The organism is Mesorhizobium sp. M1078 (assembly GCF_040318615.1).
In the GTDB taxonomy this organism is placed as follows: Bacteria; Pseudomonadota; Alphaproteobacteria; order Rhizobiales; family Rhizobiaceae; genus Mesorhizobium.
This window is the reverse complement of record NZ_JAMYMP010000004.1, coordinates 251,340-267,121: the sequence shown is the minus strand read 5'-3', so window position 1 is coordinate 267,121 and position 15,782 is coordinate 251,340. Positions and strand designations below refer to the sequence as shown.

Sequence of the window (15,782 nt, the reverse complement as noted above, 5' to 3'; positions counted from 1 at the left end):
CGCTCGACGGATCGCCTCTGTCGTCGTGGCGCTCCCATGAAGAACCTGGCCCATAGCGCATCCTTTGATTCGGACGAAAAGTATGCACCATCAAAGCCTGGGAGCAAACATCTAGGCAGGCTTCTGCAGCAGCGGCTCCGTTCCCTTCGGCCGGCGGTATTTTTTCACCATCTGGACCGTGCCAGCATCGACCATCAGGCGACCAAGCGCCTGGACGGTTACGCAAGGGCGCGCTTTTCAGTTCGGTCGAGAGGGCCTTGTTCTGCACCTACTGCGATCGGGGCGGACCCGTAAGATTGGAGATCCACAAATTGCCGCGGAATTGAAATGTCGCCGCCAAACACCGTGAAGCGGACGGGATGCTGCGCCACGCACCAAACAACAGCAGCCTACCATGGCACAGTGCGCCGAAGAGGCATTAGCCTCTCACTCCGCAAATACTGATTTGAAGGGCATTTTAATAAAATTCCATTCAACTGGTACGCTAGGCTTTCCTCTGCACTCCAATTAACTTTGACCAAACGAAATAGTGGTGTCGCGCCGGTCATTACTTGCGTGATTGCTAAAATAATGAAACGCTCCCACCCATTGGGGATGGGTCGATGGAAGAAAGCCCAGATAGATTTAGTTGCATTCTCGATCCGGCCGGCGCTTGGATGGTATGGGATCACGTTGCCGACGAGCCCGCAACCTTGGGCGGAAAAATACTTATGGGCTGCACGCGAGAACGCGCCGAGACTGCTCGCGACGTACTCTTGCGCATTTACCAAAATAGGCTGGACGCTCGACCAGCTAGCCGCTCCCCCGCTTAAGACATGTCGCGCTGCCGGTAGCGTCAGACCGCGCCAGCGAGCATCAGGAGGGCGATGGCGGCTATGTAGAGCGGAATAATGTTCATGGGCGGGGGATAACAGCGGGATTCACGGGCACAGTTTTGTTCACCCACTATGACAATTCGCAGCGGCGCCGAAACATGGCGTCGACGGCGCAACGTTCGACGCGGTCGGGTTCAAACCTCCAGGGATCAAAACACACATGAAGAGGAGAGTGCCTGATGTACCTAGCGAACGCCGCCCGCCATCAAGCGATCGGGGACAAGACCAGAAGAAGGATCCAAAAGCAGGGTGTGACATGCAGAGGCTACAAGCTGTGGACAGACGCTGAAGACGGCATTTGCCGGGACGGTTATCTCGACTATGCCGCTATATCAAGAGCGCTTCCCCACCGCAGCCGCTGCGCGATCAAGAGCCGGTGCGTGAGCATCGGAATCACCAAGAGCAGCACATGGACAGCTAAGAGAGACACGCTGTTCCGCAAGCTGTATCGCACGGCTACCACTAAGGTGCTGTACGAAGCGTTTCCTGAGATGGATCGCGTGCTATTTTCGACCGTGGCTCGCAGCAAAAGCTTTCAAGACCGCGTAAGCCTTACGAGACGACCGGCATCGGCCTGTTGGACACACTGCGCGAGGAGTGTTGGCGGCAGAACATCTCGATGGCTGACCTCGATGAGTTCGCCAATGCCAAGCGCTATTTCAAGAACAAACGCTGGCGAGGAAAGCGTGGGACCGCAAATTATAACTGCATCGTGCGCGCCATCCACGAACTCGGCGGCACGCTCTCCGTTCAGTGGGGGAGCGTCCATTGAGCACCTTCCGCGACCGCATTGAAGCCACGATCGAGCATCTGATTGCGATGCTGGACGCCATGGACGGTGACACCGATCGAGAGCCGGAGCCGCTGGAAGAGCAGCATGACCGGAGGCTGTTCCTACAGCATCGGAAACGTTCGTGTTGGCCGAACTGAGGCGGCGGTACAGGACAACCCGCCAATAATGAAGGAATTGGCGGGGGCAGTAAACGAACCCCCGCCAGAGCTTAGGCGTCAGCCAAATTATCGTTGTTCTTTGGATCGGCAGCCACAGTTAGATGCAGCTGAAGCGCCTTCAGCACTTTCATGATCGTGGCGAATTCGGGATTTCCGTCCGCGCTTAAAGCCTTGTACAGACTTTCCCGTGACATTCCCGCCAATTTCGCGATGTTTGTCATTCCCCGAGCGCGCGCTATGTCGCCGATAGCAGCTGTAACGACTGCGGGATCACATTCCTCGAATGCTGCGTTGATGTAAGCGAAGATCATTTCTTCGCTGTCGAGGTGCTCTGATGCGTCCCAGCGTTTCGTCTTTAGGGTCATGAGATCACTCCTACACTTTCTTCGCTAATGCCTTTGCGGCTGCGATATCTTCTTTCTGCGTACTCTTGTCGCCGCCACCAAGCAGGATGATGACAGTCGTACCCCGAGAGATAAAATAGACCCGATAGCCTGCGCCGTAGTGAATCCGAAACTCGCTTACCCCTTCTCCAACAGGCGCGACATCACCCAAGGTGCCTTGCGAAACACGCGACAACCGCGCGAGAATCCTAGCGCGAGCTTGTATGTCTTTGAGTGATTTGAACCAATCGGAGTAGTCGTCGGTCTCTCGGACTTCGATCATGCTTACGTATCCTATGGACTACAAGTTTACAAGGGATAAATGGTTCCAGAGGCGAGCCAGTGGGAACTGGAGCACGAAGCTAAGGCAGGAAGCCGGGGGGATCTCGCGATACGGGAGTCGCCGAAGCAAGAGCATCGCGCTAAGTTCGCTAGAGCACAAGCCGGCTCCCCGAAGGGAGTGCTTGACGAAATCGGCGAATAAGCAAAGTGTGTCCGTGGGCTGAACACCCGGACCTGGAATACGGCGGCGCAACCCTTGGCGGGGCGGCTTCACCGAAAAAGCGAGACTTGGAGGCCCTGGCAGGGCTTCCTAGACGCATGTGGAGCGCCTTGGCGGGCGTCCACTCGGCTTTTATAGCCGGGGGCGGACGCTATGTCCAGAGGGAAACCTTAAAGGCGTTCGGCTTGTCTTCCAGGCAAGTGTTCAACCCCGGCTATGGCGCTGCTCGCCATGCGGGCCTGAACAGCTCTTCCTGGGGACATCAACATGACATCACAGGCAACAACCATCGACCGGCGGGGCTTGCTCGTCGGACTGGCCTCTCTGCCGGCAATAGCGGGCGCTGTAGCGCTGGCGCCGCGCGCAAAGGCTCCTGACCCGCTCGCCGACACCATCGCCGAATATTATGCCAAGCTGGCAGAGTTCGAAGCGATCCCGAGCCATCACCTGACTATGGAAAATGAGAACGCCTATGTAGCAGCAACCTATGGGCCGCTAGATGACAAGCTGTGGCACGCAACGCCGCCGGCAACGAGCAATCGGGGCGTTGCAGAAGCGATACGCTCTGCAGGAGCATTCGCTAATTGATCGGGTAGCAGAAGCTATCCTGATGTCGGCGCTGGCCTTCCTCGATCAGGAGCGCATGTCATGACCGCTCACATCAGGATGCTGAAGCCCTACGGCATGCCGCAGGGAGCCGACCCGCGCGTATGGCGTCAGTCTGTCGAGAAACGCCTCAACGACCTCCTGGACCGTGCCATGAGCCTGATAACGGCACTGGATCTCATGCAGGCAGATTGCGATCTGGAGGAAACGGCAGACGACGAGCCGTCGCTTGGCTGCCTCGATGATCTGGAGCTAGACAACGCCGACGACGAGGAAGGCGCCGACGCAGAGCCTTGTCCAGACATTTACGGCGAAACCGTCATGTGGGGCGATGATCTGAAATCCCAGGAAGTGCTGGTGTCGCTCTAACGCCACGGAAAGTTTTCCGCCGCGCAAGCCCGCTGCCTCATGGTGGCGGGCTTTTTATATTAGCAATGCATAAAATTCGAGAAGGTCCAGGGCATGGTCGTTAGCAAACTCGCTGCTATCGTGCCACCTAGTGTCGGTGGATGGGGTTTGCGATGCGCGGGGCTGGATGGATCAAGGGCTTAAGGGAAGCTGAGGCTCGCGAACTGCGAAGCGATATCGATCGGCTCGAAATGGACTTGATCGCCGCAGCCAGTTGTAAGGGTCAATCTAGGCTGCACGACGTCGCGAACACACTGCGATGCAAGAGAGTACGCTTGGAACGCCTAGAAGAGTTTCTCGGTTCAATGACTTCGAAAGGCCGGCCAGAGACATCCGCAACCCCGCCCCATGAAGGCCGGCGGTAAAAGGCACTTCATCATTTCCGAAAGAGAACCCGCTGCCTCACAGTGAACTGACCCCCGAAAGTTGGACACAACCTTCGGGCGTTTTGAATGTCCAGACACGGCGAGAGTTTCAAGCGCTCGGTTGTCGATAGCTATTTAGGCGGGGATGAGAGCTGCGCGAGTGCGGCGTCGATGCATGGCGTTGATGCGGCCACTGTTCGCAACTGGGTTGCGTTGTACCAGGCGCATGGCGATGCCGGGCTATCTGCCAAGTACGGTCGTTACGACGCGGCGTTCAGGCTGTCGGTGCTTGAGCGAATGTGGGAGGAAGGTCTGTCGTATCGGCAGACGGCTGCATTGTTCAATATCCGCAATGCCAGTTGCCTGACGGGCTGGGAGAAGCGCTATCATGCGGGCGGGATAGAGGCGCTCGGCCCACGTCCCAGAGGACGACCCATGTCAAAGCCGCCGTCCCCCGCAGTGCCTGCAGCCAGTGACGAGGCCAAAAGCCGCGAAGAACTGCTGGCTGAGCTGAAGCATCTGCGGATGGAGAACGACTACCTAAAAAAACTGGAGGCCTTAACGCAGGGACACGCGCCCAAAAAGCGCAAGCCGTCCAGGCGTTAAGGCCGTTGCATTCGCTTGAGGGGCTGCTCGAGCTGGCGAAGCTTGCGCGCAGCACGCTGAAAGGGCTGGCCCCTGTGCAATACAGGAACCACCCCTTAAACCTACCAACTCAATGAACCGTCCAACTTTATGGGGTCAGTTCAACAGTGGCGGGCTTTTTATTGCTCAGCCCCTACGTCTCGACACCGGGCTGCGGAACTCAAACGTCGTGATGTCGTCACGGGAAATCCCGATGTCGCTGAGCATGTCGTCTGGTGACTCGCTCAACTCGTCCGTTGCCTTCAACAGCGCCTTCTGCTCGGCTCGATGACGGACCCAATCGGCAAGGGGACCAACTGCGACAAGAGGAAGGTTCACAAGCATAGGAAGGTTCATGAGCATCGGAGCACTCCCTTTACCGCTGCAGGAAACTGAACGTGGCCTACGCCGATACGTCGGTGCGTCTGTGACAAACCTCACAGATCAATCGGGAACGGGCAAAAGGTGCCCGGATGCCTGACGGTGTGTTTTTTGTGTCATGTCGCGTTTCATGTCGCACGGAATTGCCGCGTGTCAGAGAAAGCCCTTTGTAATCAATGGTAGCCACTTGCAACATGGTGCGACATGAAAAAGGGCCCCCGAAGGAGCCCTGTTTCGCTAAACCATTGTTATTCCTATGTAACCAGTTGGAGGCCTCGCCCGGAATCGAACCGGGGTGCAAGGATTTGCAGTCCTCTGCGTAACCACTCCGCCACGAGGCCTCATCGCTCCCGGCGAGCGAACTCAATATGGTGGCAGCGAAAGGTCGTCAAGCGTCCGCGCGGCATTCCGGCGCGCTTTCCTCATCAGCCGCCGCAACGTGGTTCCCGAGCGATTTCAGCGCTTGGCGCACCGGCATATTGGCCGCTCCTCAAGCATGGCTGCGCGACCGGCGAAACTCGAACCCGCAGCTTTACGCAGCGGGTGCAAACTGGCTTTCACCGTAAACGCGCGGCTGACACCAGGGGCTGCCGTTCTCAAGGAGATATTCGAGGGGAAGGTCTGCGGGGGGCTGGAAGCGAAGCGTCCACTGAACCGGGACCGCGCGCCATCGCTTTCAATTTGGCCGGCGACGCCGTTCCCACCAGACGACGAACCGGCGCCGCAGGCGGCGCACCGCGGCAAATTCGTAGGAAAGCACCAAAAGGCCGAGCGGAATCATCCAGAAGCCGAGAATCGGCAGGAAACCGAGAAGGCCGAAAAACACCAGCACGATACCGATGGCGATCCTCAGCCCGCGCGAGCGCGGCATGGTGAACTCGCGCCCGAACACCGAGATTTTCCGCGCCGGTGCCTGGTTTTCGTCTGCTGCAGTCATGTCGAAAGTCGATCCGGTTGCCTTCGATAAAGCCATATGCGCTAAAGGCTGCAATCGCCTTTCAGGTTCCGCCGACCAAGGTCCGACGGCGCCCAAGACGGCTCATATGTGGTGTCATCCGGCGATTGCCAGAAACCATTGGGTGAAAATGCGCTAAAAAATGCGAAATGCTTCTTTGCAAAGCCGAAAAGGGTTTGCTATAGGCTGCGCCACTCACATGAGAGCCTCTATTCCCCGGTAGCTCAGTGGTAGAGCAACCGGCTGTTAACCGGTTGGTCGCTGGTTCGAATCCGGCCCGGGGAGCCACCGCCTTTTCTAAGCCGTGGTGCGATCTTGTACACTACAGCGCCATTGTCCGCGCACTTCGGTCCGCTTAGCTTCTGCCAGAACGGCTGGTAACAGCTACGAAGCCGATCGAGGCAGTTTGGTGGGCATCGCGCCCCTGCCCTCGCCCGAAGGCAGCCTGATAACGCCCGGTATCATCTATGAAAATACCAAATCGGGAGGACGTTGGTGCAAACCAAGAAGATCATCAATGACGGCAATCGCGCCGTCGACGAGATGCTGGAAGGCATCCTGGCTGCGCATCCCCGCCATCTCAAAGCCGTTGACGGAAGCCCGCGCTCTATCATCGCCCGCGATGGACCGCGCCAAGGCAAGGTAGGCCTTGTCATTGGTGGCGGCTCGGGCCACGAGCCGAGTTTTCTCGGCTTCGTCGGCAAGGGGCTGGCCGACGCGGCGGCGATCGGCAATGTCTTCGCCTCTCCGCCGCCCGACCCGATCCTCGAATGCGCCAAGGCGGCGAGCGGCGGCGCCGGTGTGCTGTTCATGTACGGCAACTATGCCGGCGACGTCATGAATTTCGACATGGCGGCCGAGATGGCCGCGATGGACGACATCGAGGTGCGCACGGTTCTGAGCACCGACGACGTCGCTTCCGCGCCCGTTGGCGACAGGCACAAGAGGCGCGGTGTCGCCGGCAACTTCTTCATCTTCAAGGCGGCAGGCGCTGCCTGCGACCGGATGCTGTCCTTCGACGAATGCGAACGCATTGCCGGGAAGGCCAACGACCACACATTCACCATGGGCGTGGCATTGGCGCCCTGTTCGTTGCCGCAAACCCGCCGGCCGAATTTCGAGATCGGACCCGACGAGATGGAGATCGGCATGGGCATCCATGGCGAACCCGGCATCGCACGAGGAAAACTCAAAACGGCCGACGAGATCACTGACGAAATGCTGGACAGGATTCTCGCCGAGATGGCGCCGGCACGCGGCGAGAAGGTCGCCGTTCTGGTCAATTCGCTGGGTTCGACGCCGCTGATGGAACTCTACATCATGAACCGGCGCGTGAAGCAGAGGCTTGACGATATCGGTGTATCCATTCACGCAAGCTGGGTCGGCAATTACTGCACCTCGCTCGAAATGGCCGGCGCTTCGATTACGCTGCACCACCTCGACGACGAGTTGCAAACGATGCTCGACCACCCTTGCGACTGCGCCATGTTTCGCGCCGGGTAAACTTGGTGAACGGCAAGGAACAAGAGATGACGACAATCGACACCACCCGCCTTGCCGCGATGTTCGCGGCCATCGCCGACGCTATGTCAGCCGACCGGGATCGGTTGTGCGCGCTTGACGGGGTGATCGGCGATGCCGACCACGGCATTGCGATGGAGCTTGGATTTGCCGCGGCACGCGATGCGGTGGCCGCATTGGATACCGGCACCACCGATCCGACCATCTTGCTGAACACGGCGGCGAAGTCGTTCCTCAACGCCGTCGGCGCCTCCTCGGGCCCGCTCTATGCCACGGCATTCATGCGCGGCGCGGCCGCCGTCAAGGGCAAGGCGACGCTCGACGACGCCGACGCGGTCGCTATGTTCCAAGCGATGGCCAGAGGCATTCAGGATCGCGGCAAGGCCGAGCCTGGCGAAAAGACGATGATCGATGCGTGGGCGCCGGCCGCGACGGCTGCGGGCGAGGCACTGGCCGCCGGCAAGGGGCTGGCCGGCAGCCTCGCGGCTGCAGCCGAGGCGGCAAAGGCCGGCGCGGAGGCGACCAAGGCAATGATCGCCACCAAGGGCCGGGCCTCCCGCCTCGGCGAACGCTCGCTTGGCCATATGGATCCAGGCGCGGCGTCCGCCGTAACCGTCATCGAGGCGATGCGGATCGCCTTGACCGGCTAGGTCGGGAGCGAATCCTCAGCGCTTCGCGTCGAGCTTGTCGACAGCCTGCACATTGGCGGCAGAGGGACCGTTCGGATCGAATTCGGAGGCCAGCCACGCATCGGCGATCGATTTTGCCAGTTCGGGGCCGATGACGCGGGCGCCCATGGTGATGATCTGGGCGTTGTTGGATTTCGCAGCGCGTTCCGCCGAATAGGTGTCGTGGGTTAGCGCGGCACGGATTCCGGGCACCTTGTTGGCCGAGATGCTGACGCCGATGCCGGTGCCGCAAAACAGGATGGCGCGATCGAAATTGCCGTCGACAATTTCGTGACCGACCGCGGCGGCGATATCGGCGTAGAATCCGGCCTGGCTGAGATCGACGACCTGCAGTTCTGGCTTGGTGGCGAGATGCTTGGCGATGACATCGAGCAGCGGCTTGCCGGCGCTGTCGGCTCCGAGTGCGATCTTCATGGCAATGAACTCCTTCGTTTTCGTGGTCAGCGCGCGATGGCGGCCGACGCCTTTTTGAGAATGTCGATATAGCCTTCCGCTTGCCATGCCGAGCGGCCGATGAACAGCCCATCGATATGCGGCTGGCCGATCAGTTCGGCCGCGTTACCGGGATTTACGCTGCCGCCGTAGAGCACAAGCGGGGCGGTCGGCAACCGGCTTGCGGCCACCTGTTTGATCAGCGCGTGCTGCTTGTCGGCATAGTCGGCGCTGGCCGGGATGCCGTTTTCGCCGATCGCCCACACCGGTTCATAGGCAAACAGAATTTCCGCCGACAACTCATTGTTTGCGAGACCCTGCAGCGCGCCCAAAACCTGCGCGGTCAGGATTTCGTCGGCGCGGCCGCCCTCGCGCTCGGCCAGCGTCTCGCCGACACAAATCAAGGGTACGAAGCCGTGCTTGACTGCCGCTGCGGTTTTCAGTCCCACGATCTTGTCCGTCTCGCCAAAATGCTCACGGCGCTCGCTATGGCCGAGTTCGATCAGGTCGAGCCCACAATCCCTCAGCATCACCGGCGAAATCTCGCCCGTCCAGGCACCGGCATCGGCCCAATGCATGTTCTGGGCGCCAACCTTGACGCGGGTTTTGGCGAGCGCCGCCTTGACCTGCCGCACCGCGGTGAAGGGCGGAATGACGAAAGGCTGTATCGCCGGATCGAAGCCGGGCACGAAGGCAGCCAATGCCTCGGCGAACTGCAGCGCCTCCGCCAGCGTCTTGTTCATCTTCCAGCTGGTGCCGACCCAATATGGGGTCATTCTTTTCTCCTTCGATCCGAATTCGGATGATGCGTATTTCCCGACTTGTGCGCCGGCGTTTTGCGTCAGGCGCGAGGCTTGAGATCGTTGCGGCCGCTGTCGATATAAGGCGCCCAGAAATCCACCGACTCGCGGATCATGGCAATAACCTGATGATCGACCGGTTCCCTCTCCCGGAAGGAAAGTTCAAGGCAGATCTCATTGTCGGTTCCGCCACCCGCCCGCACGGCATCGAGCAGCTTCTGCGGGATGATCCGGCCATCCTTGTTGTAGGCGGCGGTGAACGGCCAGTGCCCGCCCTTGTTCATCGACGATTGCTTGATGTGGATGATCGGCGATTGCAACGGGAACGCTTTCGCCCAGGCATAGGGATCAGTGTCGTCAGGATTGGGCGAGGTCACGTCGCCATGGTCGATGTCGACCATCATCTGCATCGGGATCGGCAGCTTGGCCGCATCGATGGCGCCCTGCAATTCGACGCAGCTTTCGATCGTGTGGCCAAACTCGCGGCCGACCGACATCGGTTCCCAGAAAAGGTAGGTCAGGCCCGCCGCCTTGGCGTGCTCGGCCACTTCGCGCCAGCATTCGAGCGCGATGTCGAGAAGCGCCGCGCGCCGGGTTGGATCGTCAAAATCCTTGTAGGTGAATATGGCAAACTGCGTGCCCATGCCCGACGCGCCAAGCGCCGCGGAAATGTCGGCAAAGGTCTTGAACCAGTCGACATAATAGCGGCGCACATCGGCATCCGGATGGCCGAAATGATTGAGCCGACCATAGGGACCGGTCATACCCGAAGTGATCCGCACGCCGGTCCGCGCCAGGGCGCTCTTGAACCGGCGCAGGAACTTGGCAATCGTTGCCGCCGGCCAGCCCGGATTGACGAATTCATGCGTCAGCTGCACGTCGCGGATGCCGATGCCATAGGCAATGGCGTCGATCAGATCGTCGGGATCGGCGAAGCGATTGACCAGCGGGTTGGTGTTCAGCGAAAGCGTGAAGGCCATCAGTTCACCGCCGCCATTGTCTTTGTGCACCAGTCTTCGAATGTTTTCCGCTCTTCCGCATTGATATGCAGCCCGTGTTTGGTCCGGCGCTCGAGAACGTCGGCGGCGGTCATCGCCCATTCGGTCTCGAACAGGAAGACAGCTTCGAGCTCATAGAAATCCGGGCCGAAACGACGGCCGAGATCGGCTTCGCCTTTTACGCCTTTCAGCAAGGCGCGCGTGCGCGTGCCGTAGCTGCGGGCATAGTGCTTCACCAGCGACGGGCTAAGCCACGAAAACTCGGCGTGCAGATCGCCCAGGAACTGCTCGAAATCCGCGTTGGGCAGGTCGCCTCCCGGCAGGGGAATTTTGGCTGTCCAGGCCTTCTTCATGGTCGGAAAGAAGGGCTGGATCTTTTCCAGCGCATGTTCAGACAGTTTGCGGAAGGTGGTGATCTTGCCGCCGAACACAGAAAGCAGCGGCGCGCCACCGTTCGGAGCGTCGAGTTCGAAGATGTAGTCGCGCGTCACCGCGCTCGGGTTGTCGGCATTGTCGTCATAGAGCGGCCGCACGCCCGAGAAACTGTAGACCACGTCCTGCGCGGTGAGTTGGCGCTTGAAGTAGCGGTTGACCACCTTGATCAGATAATCGATTTCGCTGGCTTCGGCCGCCACTTCTTCGGGCCGACCTTCATAAGGAATGTCGGTGGTGCCGATCAGCGCCAGATCGTTCTCATACGGGTTGACGAAGATCACCCGCTTGTCGTTGTTCTGGATGAGATAGGCCTGCCGTCCCTCCCAGAATTTCGGCACGACGATATGGCTTCCTTTCACCAAGCGAACGTTGCGGGTGGAATTCTGTCCAGCGACGCGGCTGACGATGTCATTCACCCATGGCCCGGCCGCGTTGACCAACCCGCGTGCGCGGGCCCTCGTCACAGCACCCGTGCGGCCATCCTGCATGTCGATCGACCACAGGCCGCCTTCGCGCCTGGCGGCAATACAGGCCGTGCGCGTGAAGACTTTTGCGCCACGCTGACTGGCGTCGAGCGCATTGAGCAACACCAGCCGTGCATCATCGACCCAGCAGTCCGAATATTCGAAGCCTCGTTTGAATTCATCCTTGATCGGCGCTCCTTCCGGCGCGGTTCTCAAATTCAGCGTCCTCGTTCCCGGCAGGCGCTTGCGGCCGCCAAGATGGTCGTAGAGAAACAGCCCGAGCCGGACCAGCCATGCCGGCCTGTCTTCGGGGCTGTGCGGCAGCACGAAGCGCATCGGCCAGATGATGTGCGGCGCCGCCTCAAGCAGCACCTCGCGCTCGATCAGCGCCTCGCGCACCAGCCGGAACTCGTAGTACTCGAGATAGCGCAGGCCCCCATGCACCAGCTTGCCGGAACGCGAGCTGGTGCCTTGCGCCAGATCGTCCTTCTCGCACAGGATGACCGACAGCCCGCGACCCGCGGCATCGCGCGCTATACCGGCGCCGTTGACGCCACCGCCGATCACGAAGAGATCGACAATATCCGTTGTATCGCTCAAGACTTAGCTCCTGTGCGGTGCGCCATCGATTTCCACACCGGATGCAGCGCCTGACGCGCCGCGACAAAGGACGGAAACAGCGCATCGTAGGTTTGCGAAAGCGCCTCGTCATAGGCGTCGCATTCGCCCAGCAGCGGCGTCACCCACTCGGCGCAGCAAACATCCATCGAGCGATAGACGCCAAGCCTGACCGCGGCCATCATCGCCGCACCCGCGGCGCCGGCTTCCTGGCGGCTGCTGGTCCTGACTTGCGCGCGGGTCGCCGCAGCGATGATACGGCGCAGCGATGGGCTGCGCGCGGCGCCGCCAGACAGGCGGATTTCGCCGGGCACGCTGCCCATGGCCTGGTAGCAATCGCGGGCCGCGAAGGCCAATCCTTCGAGAACTGCGCGCGCCAGATCGCCAAAACCGTGCTTGACCGAGAGGCCGATGAAGCCCGCGCGTGCGTCGGGGTCAACGAACGGTCCGCGTTCGCCGGCAAGCGAGATATAGGGCTGATAGACCAGCGATCCCGGCTCCGATCCCTCGACCCAGACATCGAGCGCTTTCAGCAGCTCGTCGCGCGAAGGTTTTGCGCCGCTGGCGGTCAGCACGTCGCGCGCCAGGCCAAGCAGCCAGTCGATGTTGAGCGTCGCCGCCATGTTGGATTGCAGTTGCGCATACGCGCCAGGAACCGGCATGGCGATCGTGTAGCCTGATGCATCGTCGTTGAGAACGACGTCGTCGGCAGTGCGCGCCAGGCGTGTGTGGATGCCGGTCGAGCCGATGACCGTGCAGCCGACATTGCCGCTTGGATCATAGAGGCCGGCGCCAAGCGCGGTGCTGACCATGTCGACATAGCCCAGCACCACCGGCGTGCCCTCAAGCAGGCCGGTCTCATTTGCTGCCGACGCAGAAAGCGGATGATGGTCGGTCGTGCCTTCGAGCATTGGCGGCAGCAGCCGGCGGTGCGACGTCAGATCGAGAATGTCGAGCACCTCGTCGGAATAGCTGCGCGAGCGGAAATCGCCGAAGGTGAATGTTCCCTCCGAAGGATCGGTGGCGCGCTCGCCGGTCATCTTGAAATAGAGCCAATCCTTGCAGTGAAAGGCATTGGCGGCGCGCTCCAGGATTTCCGGGCTGTTTTTCTTCAGCCAGCTGAGCTGAGCGCCCTGCTGGCAGGCGTTGAGCCCGGTGCCGGTGATCGCGAACCGCGTGCGATCCCGGGGATCGCCGCGCATCTCGTCCACCAGATGTCCGGCGCGCGCATCGAGCCAGAGCCAGGCGCGCCCGACCGGCATGCCGTCGCCATCGATCAGCCAGGTGCCGTCGCCCTGCCCGGTGACCGCGACGGCCGCGGTTCGCCGCGCGAGGTCTGGAATTTTCGTCGCCAGATCGAGAACGGTCAGCACCATGTCGCGCCAGGTCTGATCAAGGTCCTGCTCGGCGCCGCCGCCTTCCAGCGTGACGAAGCTGTTGGTCACCGACGCCATGGTAAGCTGCCGCCCCGAGAGATCGAAAGCGACCGATTTGATCACGGACGTTCCCGCGTCGATCCCGATCAGCAGGTCTTTCATGCCGCACGTTCCGGATGATTATGAAGGCAATTCACAAGGAGCAGTCTTTATTGTCTGGAGCCGTGGAAGAGCCAGGGAGTGTCCGCAAAGGACACCCCCTGAGCACGTTTTATTCCGACAGCACGAAGGGTGCGGTGTACTTGTCCACATTGTCCTTGGTGATGAGCAGGCAATCGAACAGCTGCTTCTCGCTGGTGGCGCCAGTAGCGCCCGTCTTGATGAACGAGTCGGCCTGCTGCACGGCCTTGGCCGAGAAGATGGCCACCGGCTGAAGCACGGTGTACTGCAGTTCGCCGGACTTGATGGCCGCAACCGCATCCGGGGAACCGTCAAAGCCGCCGACCTTGATGCCGGCGAGCTTGCCAGCTTCCTTCAGCGCCGCAACTGCGCCAAGCGCCATTTCGTCGTTGCCGCTGATCACGGCGATGATGTCGGGATTGGCCTGCAGCATGCTCTGCATCTTGTCGTGTCCCTGGGTGCGATCCCAATTGGCGACCTGCGAAGCGGCCTTTTCGAGATCCGGATACTGGCTCAGCACGGTCGCGTAGCCGTTCGAGCGCGTGGCGGCGTTGTTGTCCGACGGGGCGCCGAGCAGTTCGACATACTTGCCCTTTTCACCGACCGCCTGCACCCACTGCTGGGCACCGAGAGCCGCACCCTGCGCGTTGTTGGAGACGAGCTGTCCCTTGGCGAGGCCTTCCTGGTTGATCTCGGCATTGACGAGGAAAACCGGGATGTTGGCGGCAATCGCCTTCTTCACCGCGCCGACCGAACCATCGGCATTGGCCGGGTCGAGGATGATCGCCACCGACTTGTTGGTGATGGCGGTGTCGATCAGATTGCTTTCGGTATTGGTGTCGCCCTTGTGGGCGGCGACGTTGGCTGTATAGCCAAGCTTTTCGGCTTCGGCCTTGGCAACGTTGCCTTCGGTCAGCCAGTAGGGGTTGGCCGGATCGTTGACGATGATCGAGATCAGGCCCGCGGCCGATGCGGCTGCGCTAAACCCGACCACCATCGCGGCGGCAAGCAAACTTCTAAGCACGATTTTCATGTACATTCCTCCAATGATTTTACGCGGTCTTGCTGCCAGTCAGCTGGCAGTCTTCCCTTGGGCAGGATTGGCCGGTTCGGCCTTCCCCCGTTTCTGAGAAGTCGGTTGGCCGCCCGTCGAAGCTGGAAGCTTGCTACGGCGGCGATACTGAACGGCATTGAGGAGCACGGCGAGCACGATGACGGCGCCGGTGAACACTGTCTGCCAGTAGGATGAGATGCCGATGATCACCAGACCGTCGGACAGGAAGCCGATGACGAAGGCTCCGAGCAGGGTGCCGCGAATGTTGCCGCGCCCGCCGGTGAGTGCGGCGCCGCCGATGACGACGGCGGCGATGGCCGTCAGTTCGTAAGTGGTGCCAGCGGTCGGTCCGGCCGAGGTCAACTGCGAGGACAGGATCAGGCCGGCAATGGCGGCACAGATGCCTGAAAGCACATAGACCGAAATCTGCACAGTCTTGACCGGAACGCCGGAGAGTTCGGCGGCGCGCTCATTGCCGCCCGAGGCGTAGAGCCAGCGTCCAAAGGCGGTGCGGTTCAGGACGATGCTGCCGATCAGCGCGATGACCGCCAGCACCACCACGCCGGTCGGCACGCCGAACAGGCGGTTGAAGCCGAGAGCATCGAAACCGGTGTTGCCCAACTCCGGCTTGCCGCCGAGATTGTTGTAGGTCAGGCCGCTGGTCATCAGCAGTGCCAGGCCGCGCGCCATGTACATGACGCCGAGCGTGGCGACAAAGGCCGGAACCTTGAACCGCGCGATCAGCACGCCGTTGATAAGCCCGACGGCCGCACCCAGCATGCAGGCCAGCACCGCGACCACCCAGACCGGCGGGTAGAGAACGACGCCCAGCCAGGTCAGCGTCACGCCCTGCATCAGAAACCCAGCGACGACGCCGGCAAGCCCGAGCGTCGACCCCACCGACAGGTCGATGCCGCCGTTGAGGATGACGAGCAGCATGCCGACGGCGAGAATCCCGAAGATGGCGACATGCGAGGCCATGGTCAGGAAATTCGCCACCGAGAGGTAATAGGGCGACAGGATCGAGAAGACGACAATGATGACGATCAGGGCAAAGAAGGCCCGGCCTTCGAGCAGCAGCTTGGCCACGTCGAAGCCCTCGCCGCCCGCATTGGGGCTGGACTGTTTGCTGGCCTGGCTGACATCGCTCATGGGTCGGGGCTCC

18 protein-coding genes and 2 tRNA genes are annotated in these 15,782 nt (G+C 60.9%); 8 read left to right on the top strand and 12 right to left on the bottom strand.

What is annotated here, in order from left to right; all coding sequences use genetic code 11:
* Positions 1-1,494 precede the first annotated feature (1,494 nt).
* Together NKH38_RS09015 and NKH38_RS09010 are read left to right on the top strand one after the other, a co-directional pair.
* Positions 1,495-1,647 carry a hypothetical protein gene (locus tag NKH38_RS09015; protein WP_156941405.1) on the top strand — a complete coding sequence of 51 codons (153 nt, stop codon included), beginning with the start codon at positions 1,495-1,497 and terminating at the stop codon, positions 1,645-1,647.
* Complete coding sequence (locus NKH38_RS09010) at positions 1,644-1,805, top strand: hypothetical protein (protein WP_023730762.1); 162 nt, start codon at positions 1,644-1,646, stop codon at positions 1,803-1,805. Before NKH38_RS09015 ends, NKH38_RS09010 begins: the two co-directional genes overlap by 4 nt.
* Before the next feature lie 71 nt (positions 1,806-1,876).
* Here the strand turns inward: NKH38_RS09010 and NKH38_RS09005 are convergent, their stop codons facing one another.
* Complete coding sequence (locus NKH38_RS09005; protein WP_023730761.1) at positions 1,877-2,191, bottom strand: addiction module antidote protein; 315 nt, start codon at positions 2,189-2,191, stop codon at positions 1,877-1,879.
* 10 nt (positions 2,192-2,201) lie between these two features.
* Positions 2,202-2,492 carry a type II toxin-antitoxin system RelE/ParE family toxin gene (locus NKH38_RS09000; RefSeq protein WP_023730760.1) on the bottom strand — a complete coding sequence of 97 codons (291 nt, stop codon included), beginning with the start codon at positions 2,490-2,492 and terminating at the stop codon, positions 2,202-2,204.
* Between the two features lie 486 nt (positions 2,493-2,978).
* On the opposite strand from NKH38_RS09000, the gene NKH38_RS08995 reads away from it, so the two are divergent.
* The 3 genes from NKH38_RS08995 (at position 2,979) to NKH38_RS08985 (ending at position 4,696) form a co-directional block, all read left to right on the top strand.
* On the top strand, positions 2,979-3,299 hold the full coding sequence (locus NKH38_RS08995) for a hypothetical protein (protein ID WP_023730759.1): 321 nt from the start codon (positions 2,979-2,981) through the stop codon (positions 3,297-3,299).
* 60 nt (positions 3,300-3,359) lie between these two features.
* Positions 3,360-3,686, top strand: a complete 327-nt coding sequence (locus tag NKH38_RS08990) for a hypothetical protein (protein ID WP_023730758.1) — start codon at positions 3,360-3,362, stop codon at positions 3,684-3,686.
* A gap of 491 nt (positions 3,687-4,177) precedes the next feature.
* Positions 4,178-4,696, top strand: a complete 519-nt coding sequence (locus tag NKH38_RS08985; protein ID WP_023730757.1) for an IS3 family transposase — start codon at positions 4,178-4,180, stop codon at positions 4,694-4,696.
* Positions 4,697-4,861: 165 nt separating this feature from the next.
* Here NKH38_RS08985 and NKH38_RS08980 read toward each other — a convergent pair whose 3' ends face one another.
* The 3 genes from NKH38_RS08980 to NKH38_RS08970 all read right to left on the bottom strand — a co-directional run bounded on the left by NKH38_RS08980 (position 4,862) and on the right by NKH38_RS08970 (position 6,032).
* Positions 4,862-5,077 (bottom strand): DUF1127 domain-containing protein, encoded by a 216-nt coding sequence (locus tag NKH38_RS08980; RefSeq protein WP_023730756.1) that lies wholly within the window; start codon positions 5,075-5,077, stop codon positions 4,862-4,864.
* Between the two features lie 285 nt (positions 5,078-5,362).
* A tRNA-Cys gene (locus NKH38_RS08975) sits at positions 5,363-5,436 on the bottom strand.
* A 335-nt stretch (positions 5,437-5,771) separates the two neighbouring features.
* Complete coding sequence (locus NKH38_RS08970) at positions 5,772-6,032, bottom strand: PGPGW domain-containing protein (protein WP_027050334.1); 261 nt, start codon at positions 6,030-6,032, stop codon at positions 5,772-5,774.
* Between the two features lie 231 nt (positions 6,033-6,263).
* Between NKH38_RS08970 and NKH38_RS08965 the strand changes: the two genes are divergently transcribed.
* From NKH38_RS08965 to dhaL, 3 genes are all read left to right on the top strand, one after another.
* Positions 6,264-6,338: transfer RNA gene (locus NKH38_RS08965), tRNA-Asn, on the top strand.
* A gap of 207 nt (positions 6,339-6,545) precedes the next feature.
* Positions 6,546-7,553, top strand: a complete 1,008-nt coding sequence (locus NKH38_RS08960; RefSeq protein WP_023667709.1) for a dihydroxyacetone kinase subunit DhaK — start codon at positions 6,546-6,548, stop codon at positions 7,551-7,553.
* A gap of 26 nt (positions 7,554-7,579) precedes the next feature.
* Positions 7,580-8,221, top strand: a complete 642-nt coding sequence (gene dhaL, locus NKH38_RS08955; RefSeq protein ID WP_352763558.1) for a dihydroxyacetone kinase subunit DhaL — start codon at positions 7,580-7,582, stop codon at positions 8,219-8,221.
* A 15-nt stretch (positions 8,222-8,236) separates the two neighbouring features.
* Here dhaL and derI read toward each other — a convergent pair whose 3' ends face one another.
* From derI to NKH38_RS08920, 7 genes are all read right to left on the bottom strand, one after another.
* A complete protein-coding gene (gene derI, locus NKH38_RS08950) occupies positions 8,237-8,674 on the bottom strand; it encodes a D-erythrulose-4-phosphate isomerase (RefSeq protein ID WP_352763556.1) in 438 nt (145 codons plus the stop codon).
* 26 nt (positions 8,675-8,700) lie between these two features.
* On the bottom strand, positions 8,701-9,468 hold the full coding sequence (locus NKH38_RS08945) for a triose-phosphate isomerase (protein ID WP_352763553.1): 768 nt from the start codon (positions 9,466-9,468) through the stop codon (positions 8,701-8,703).
* A 65-nt stretch (positions 9,469-9,533) separates the two neighbouring features.
* Positions 9,534-10,472, bottom strand: coding sequence for a sugar phosphate isomerase/epimerase family protein (locus NKH38_RS08940; protein ID WP_023815452.1), 939 nt, complete (start codon positions 10,470-10,472; stop codon positions 9,534-9,536).
* Positions 10,472-11,989 carry a glycerol-3-phosphate dehydrogenase gene (locus tag NKH38_RS08935; RefSeq protein ID WP_352763550.1) on the bottom strand — a complete coding sequence of 506 codons (1,518 nt, stop codon included), beginning with the start codon at positions 11,987-11,989 and terminating at the stop codon, positions 10,472-10,474. The genes NKH38_RS08940 and NKH38_RS08935 overlap by 1 nt, the downstream gene beginning before the upstream one ends.
* The gene (locus NKH38_RS08930) at positions 11,986-13,545 is read right to left on the bottom strand and encodes an FGGY-family carbohydrate kinase (protein ID WP_352462756.1); all 1,560 of its coding nucleotides are present in this window, start codon (positions 13,543-13,545) and stop codon (positions 11,986-11,988) included. The genes NKH38_RS08935 and NKH38_RS08930 overlap by 4 nt, the downstream gene beginning before the upstream one ends.
* Before the next feature lie 109 nt (positions 13,546-13,654).
* On the bottom strand, positions 13,655-14,596 hold the full coding sequence (locus NKH38_RS08925) for a D-ribose ABC transporter substrate-binding protein (protein ID WP_081726801.1): 942 nt from the start codon (positions 14,594-14,596) through the stop codon (positions 13,655-13,657).
* Between the two features lie 39 nt (positions 14,597-14,635).
* On the bottom strand, positions 14,636-15,769 hold the full coding sequence (locus NKH38_RS08920; protein WP_023688198.1) for an ABC transporter permease: 1,134 nt from the start codon (positions 15,767-15,769) through the stop codon (positions 14,636-14,638).
* Between the last annotated feature and the right edge of the window lie 13 nt (positions 15,770-15,782).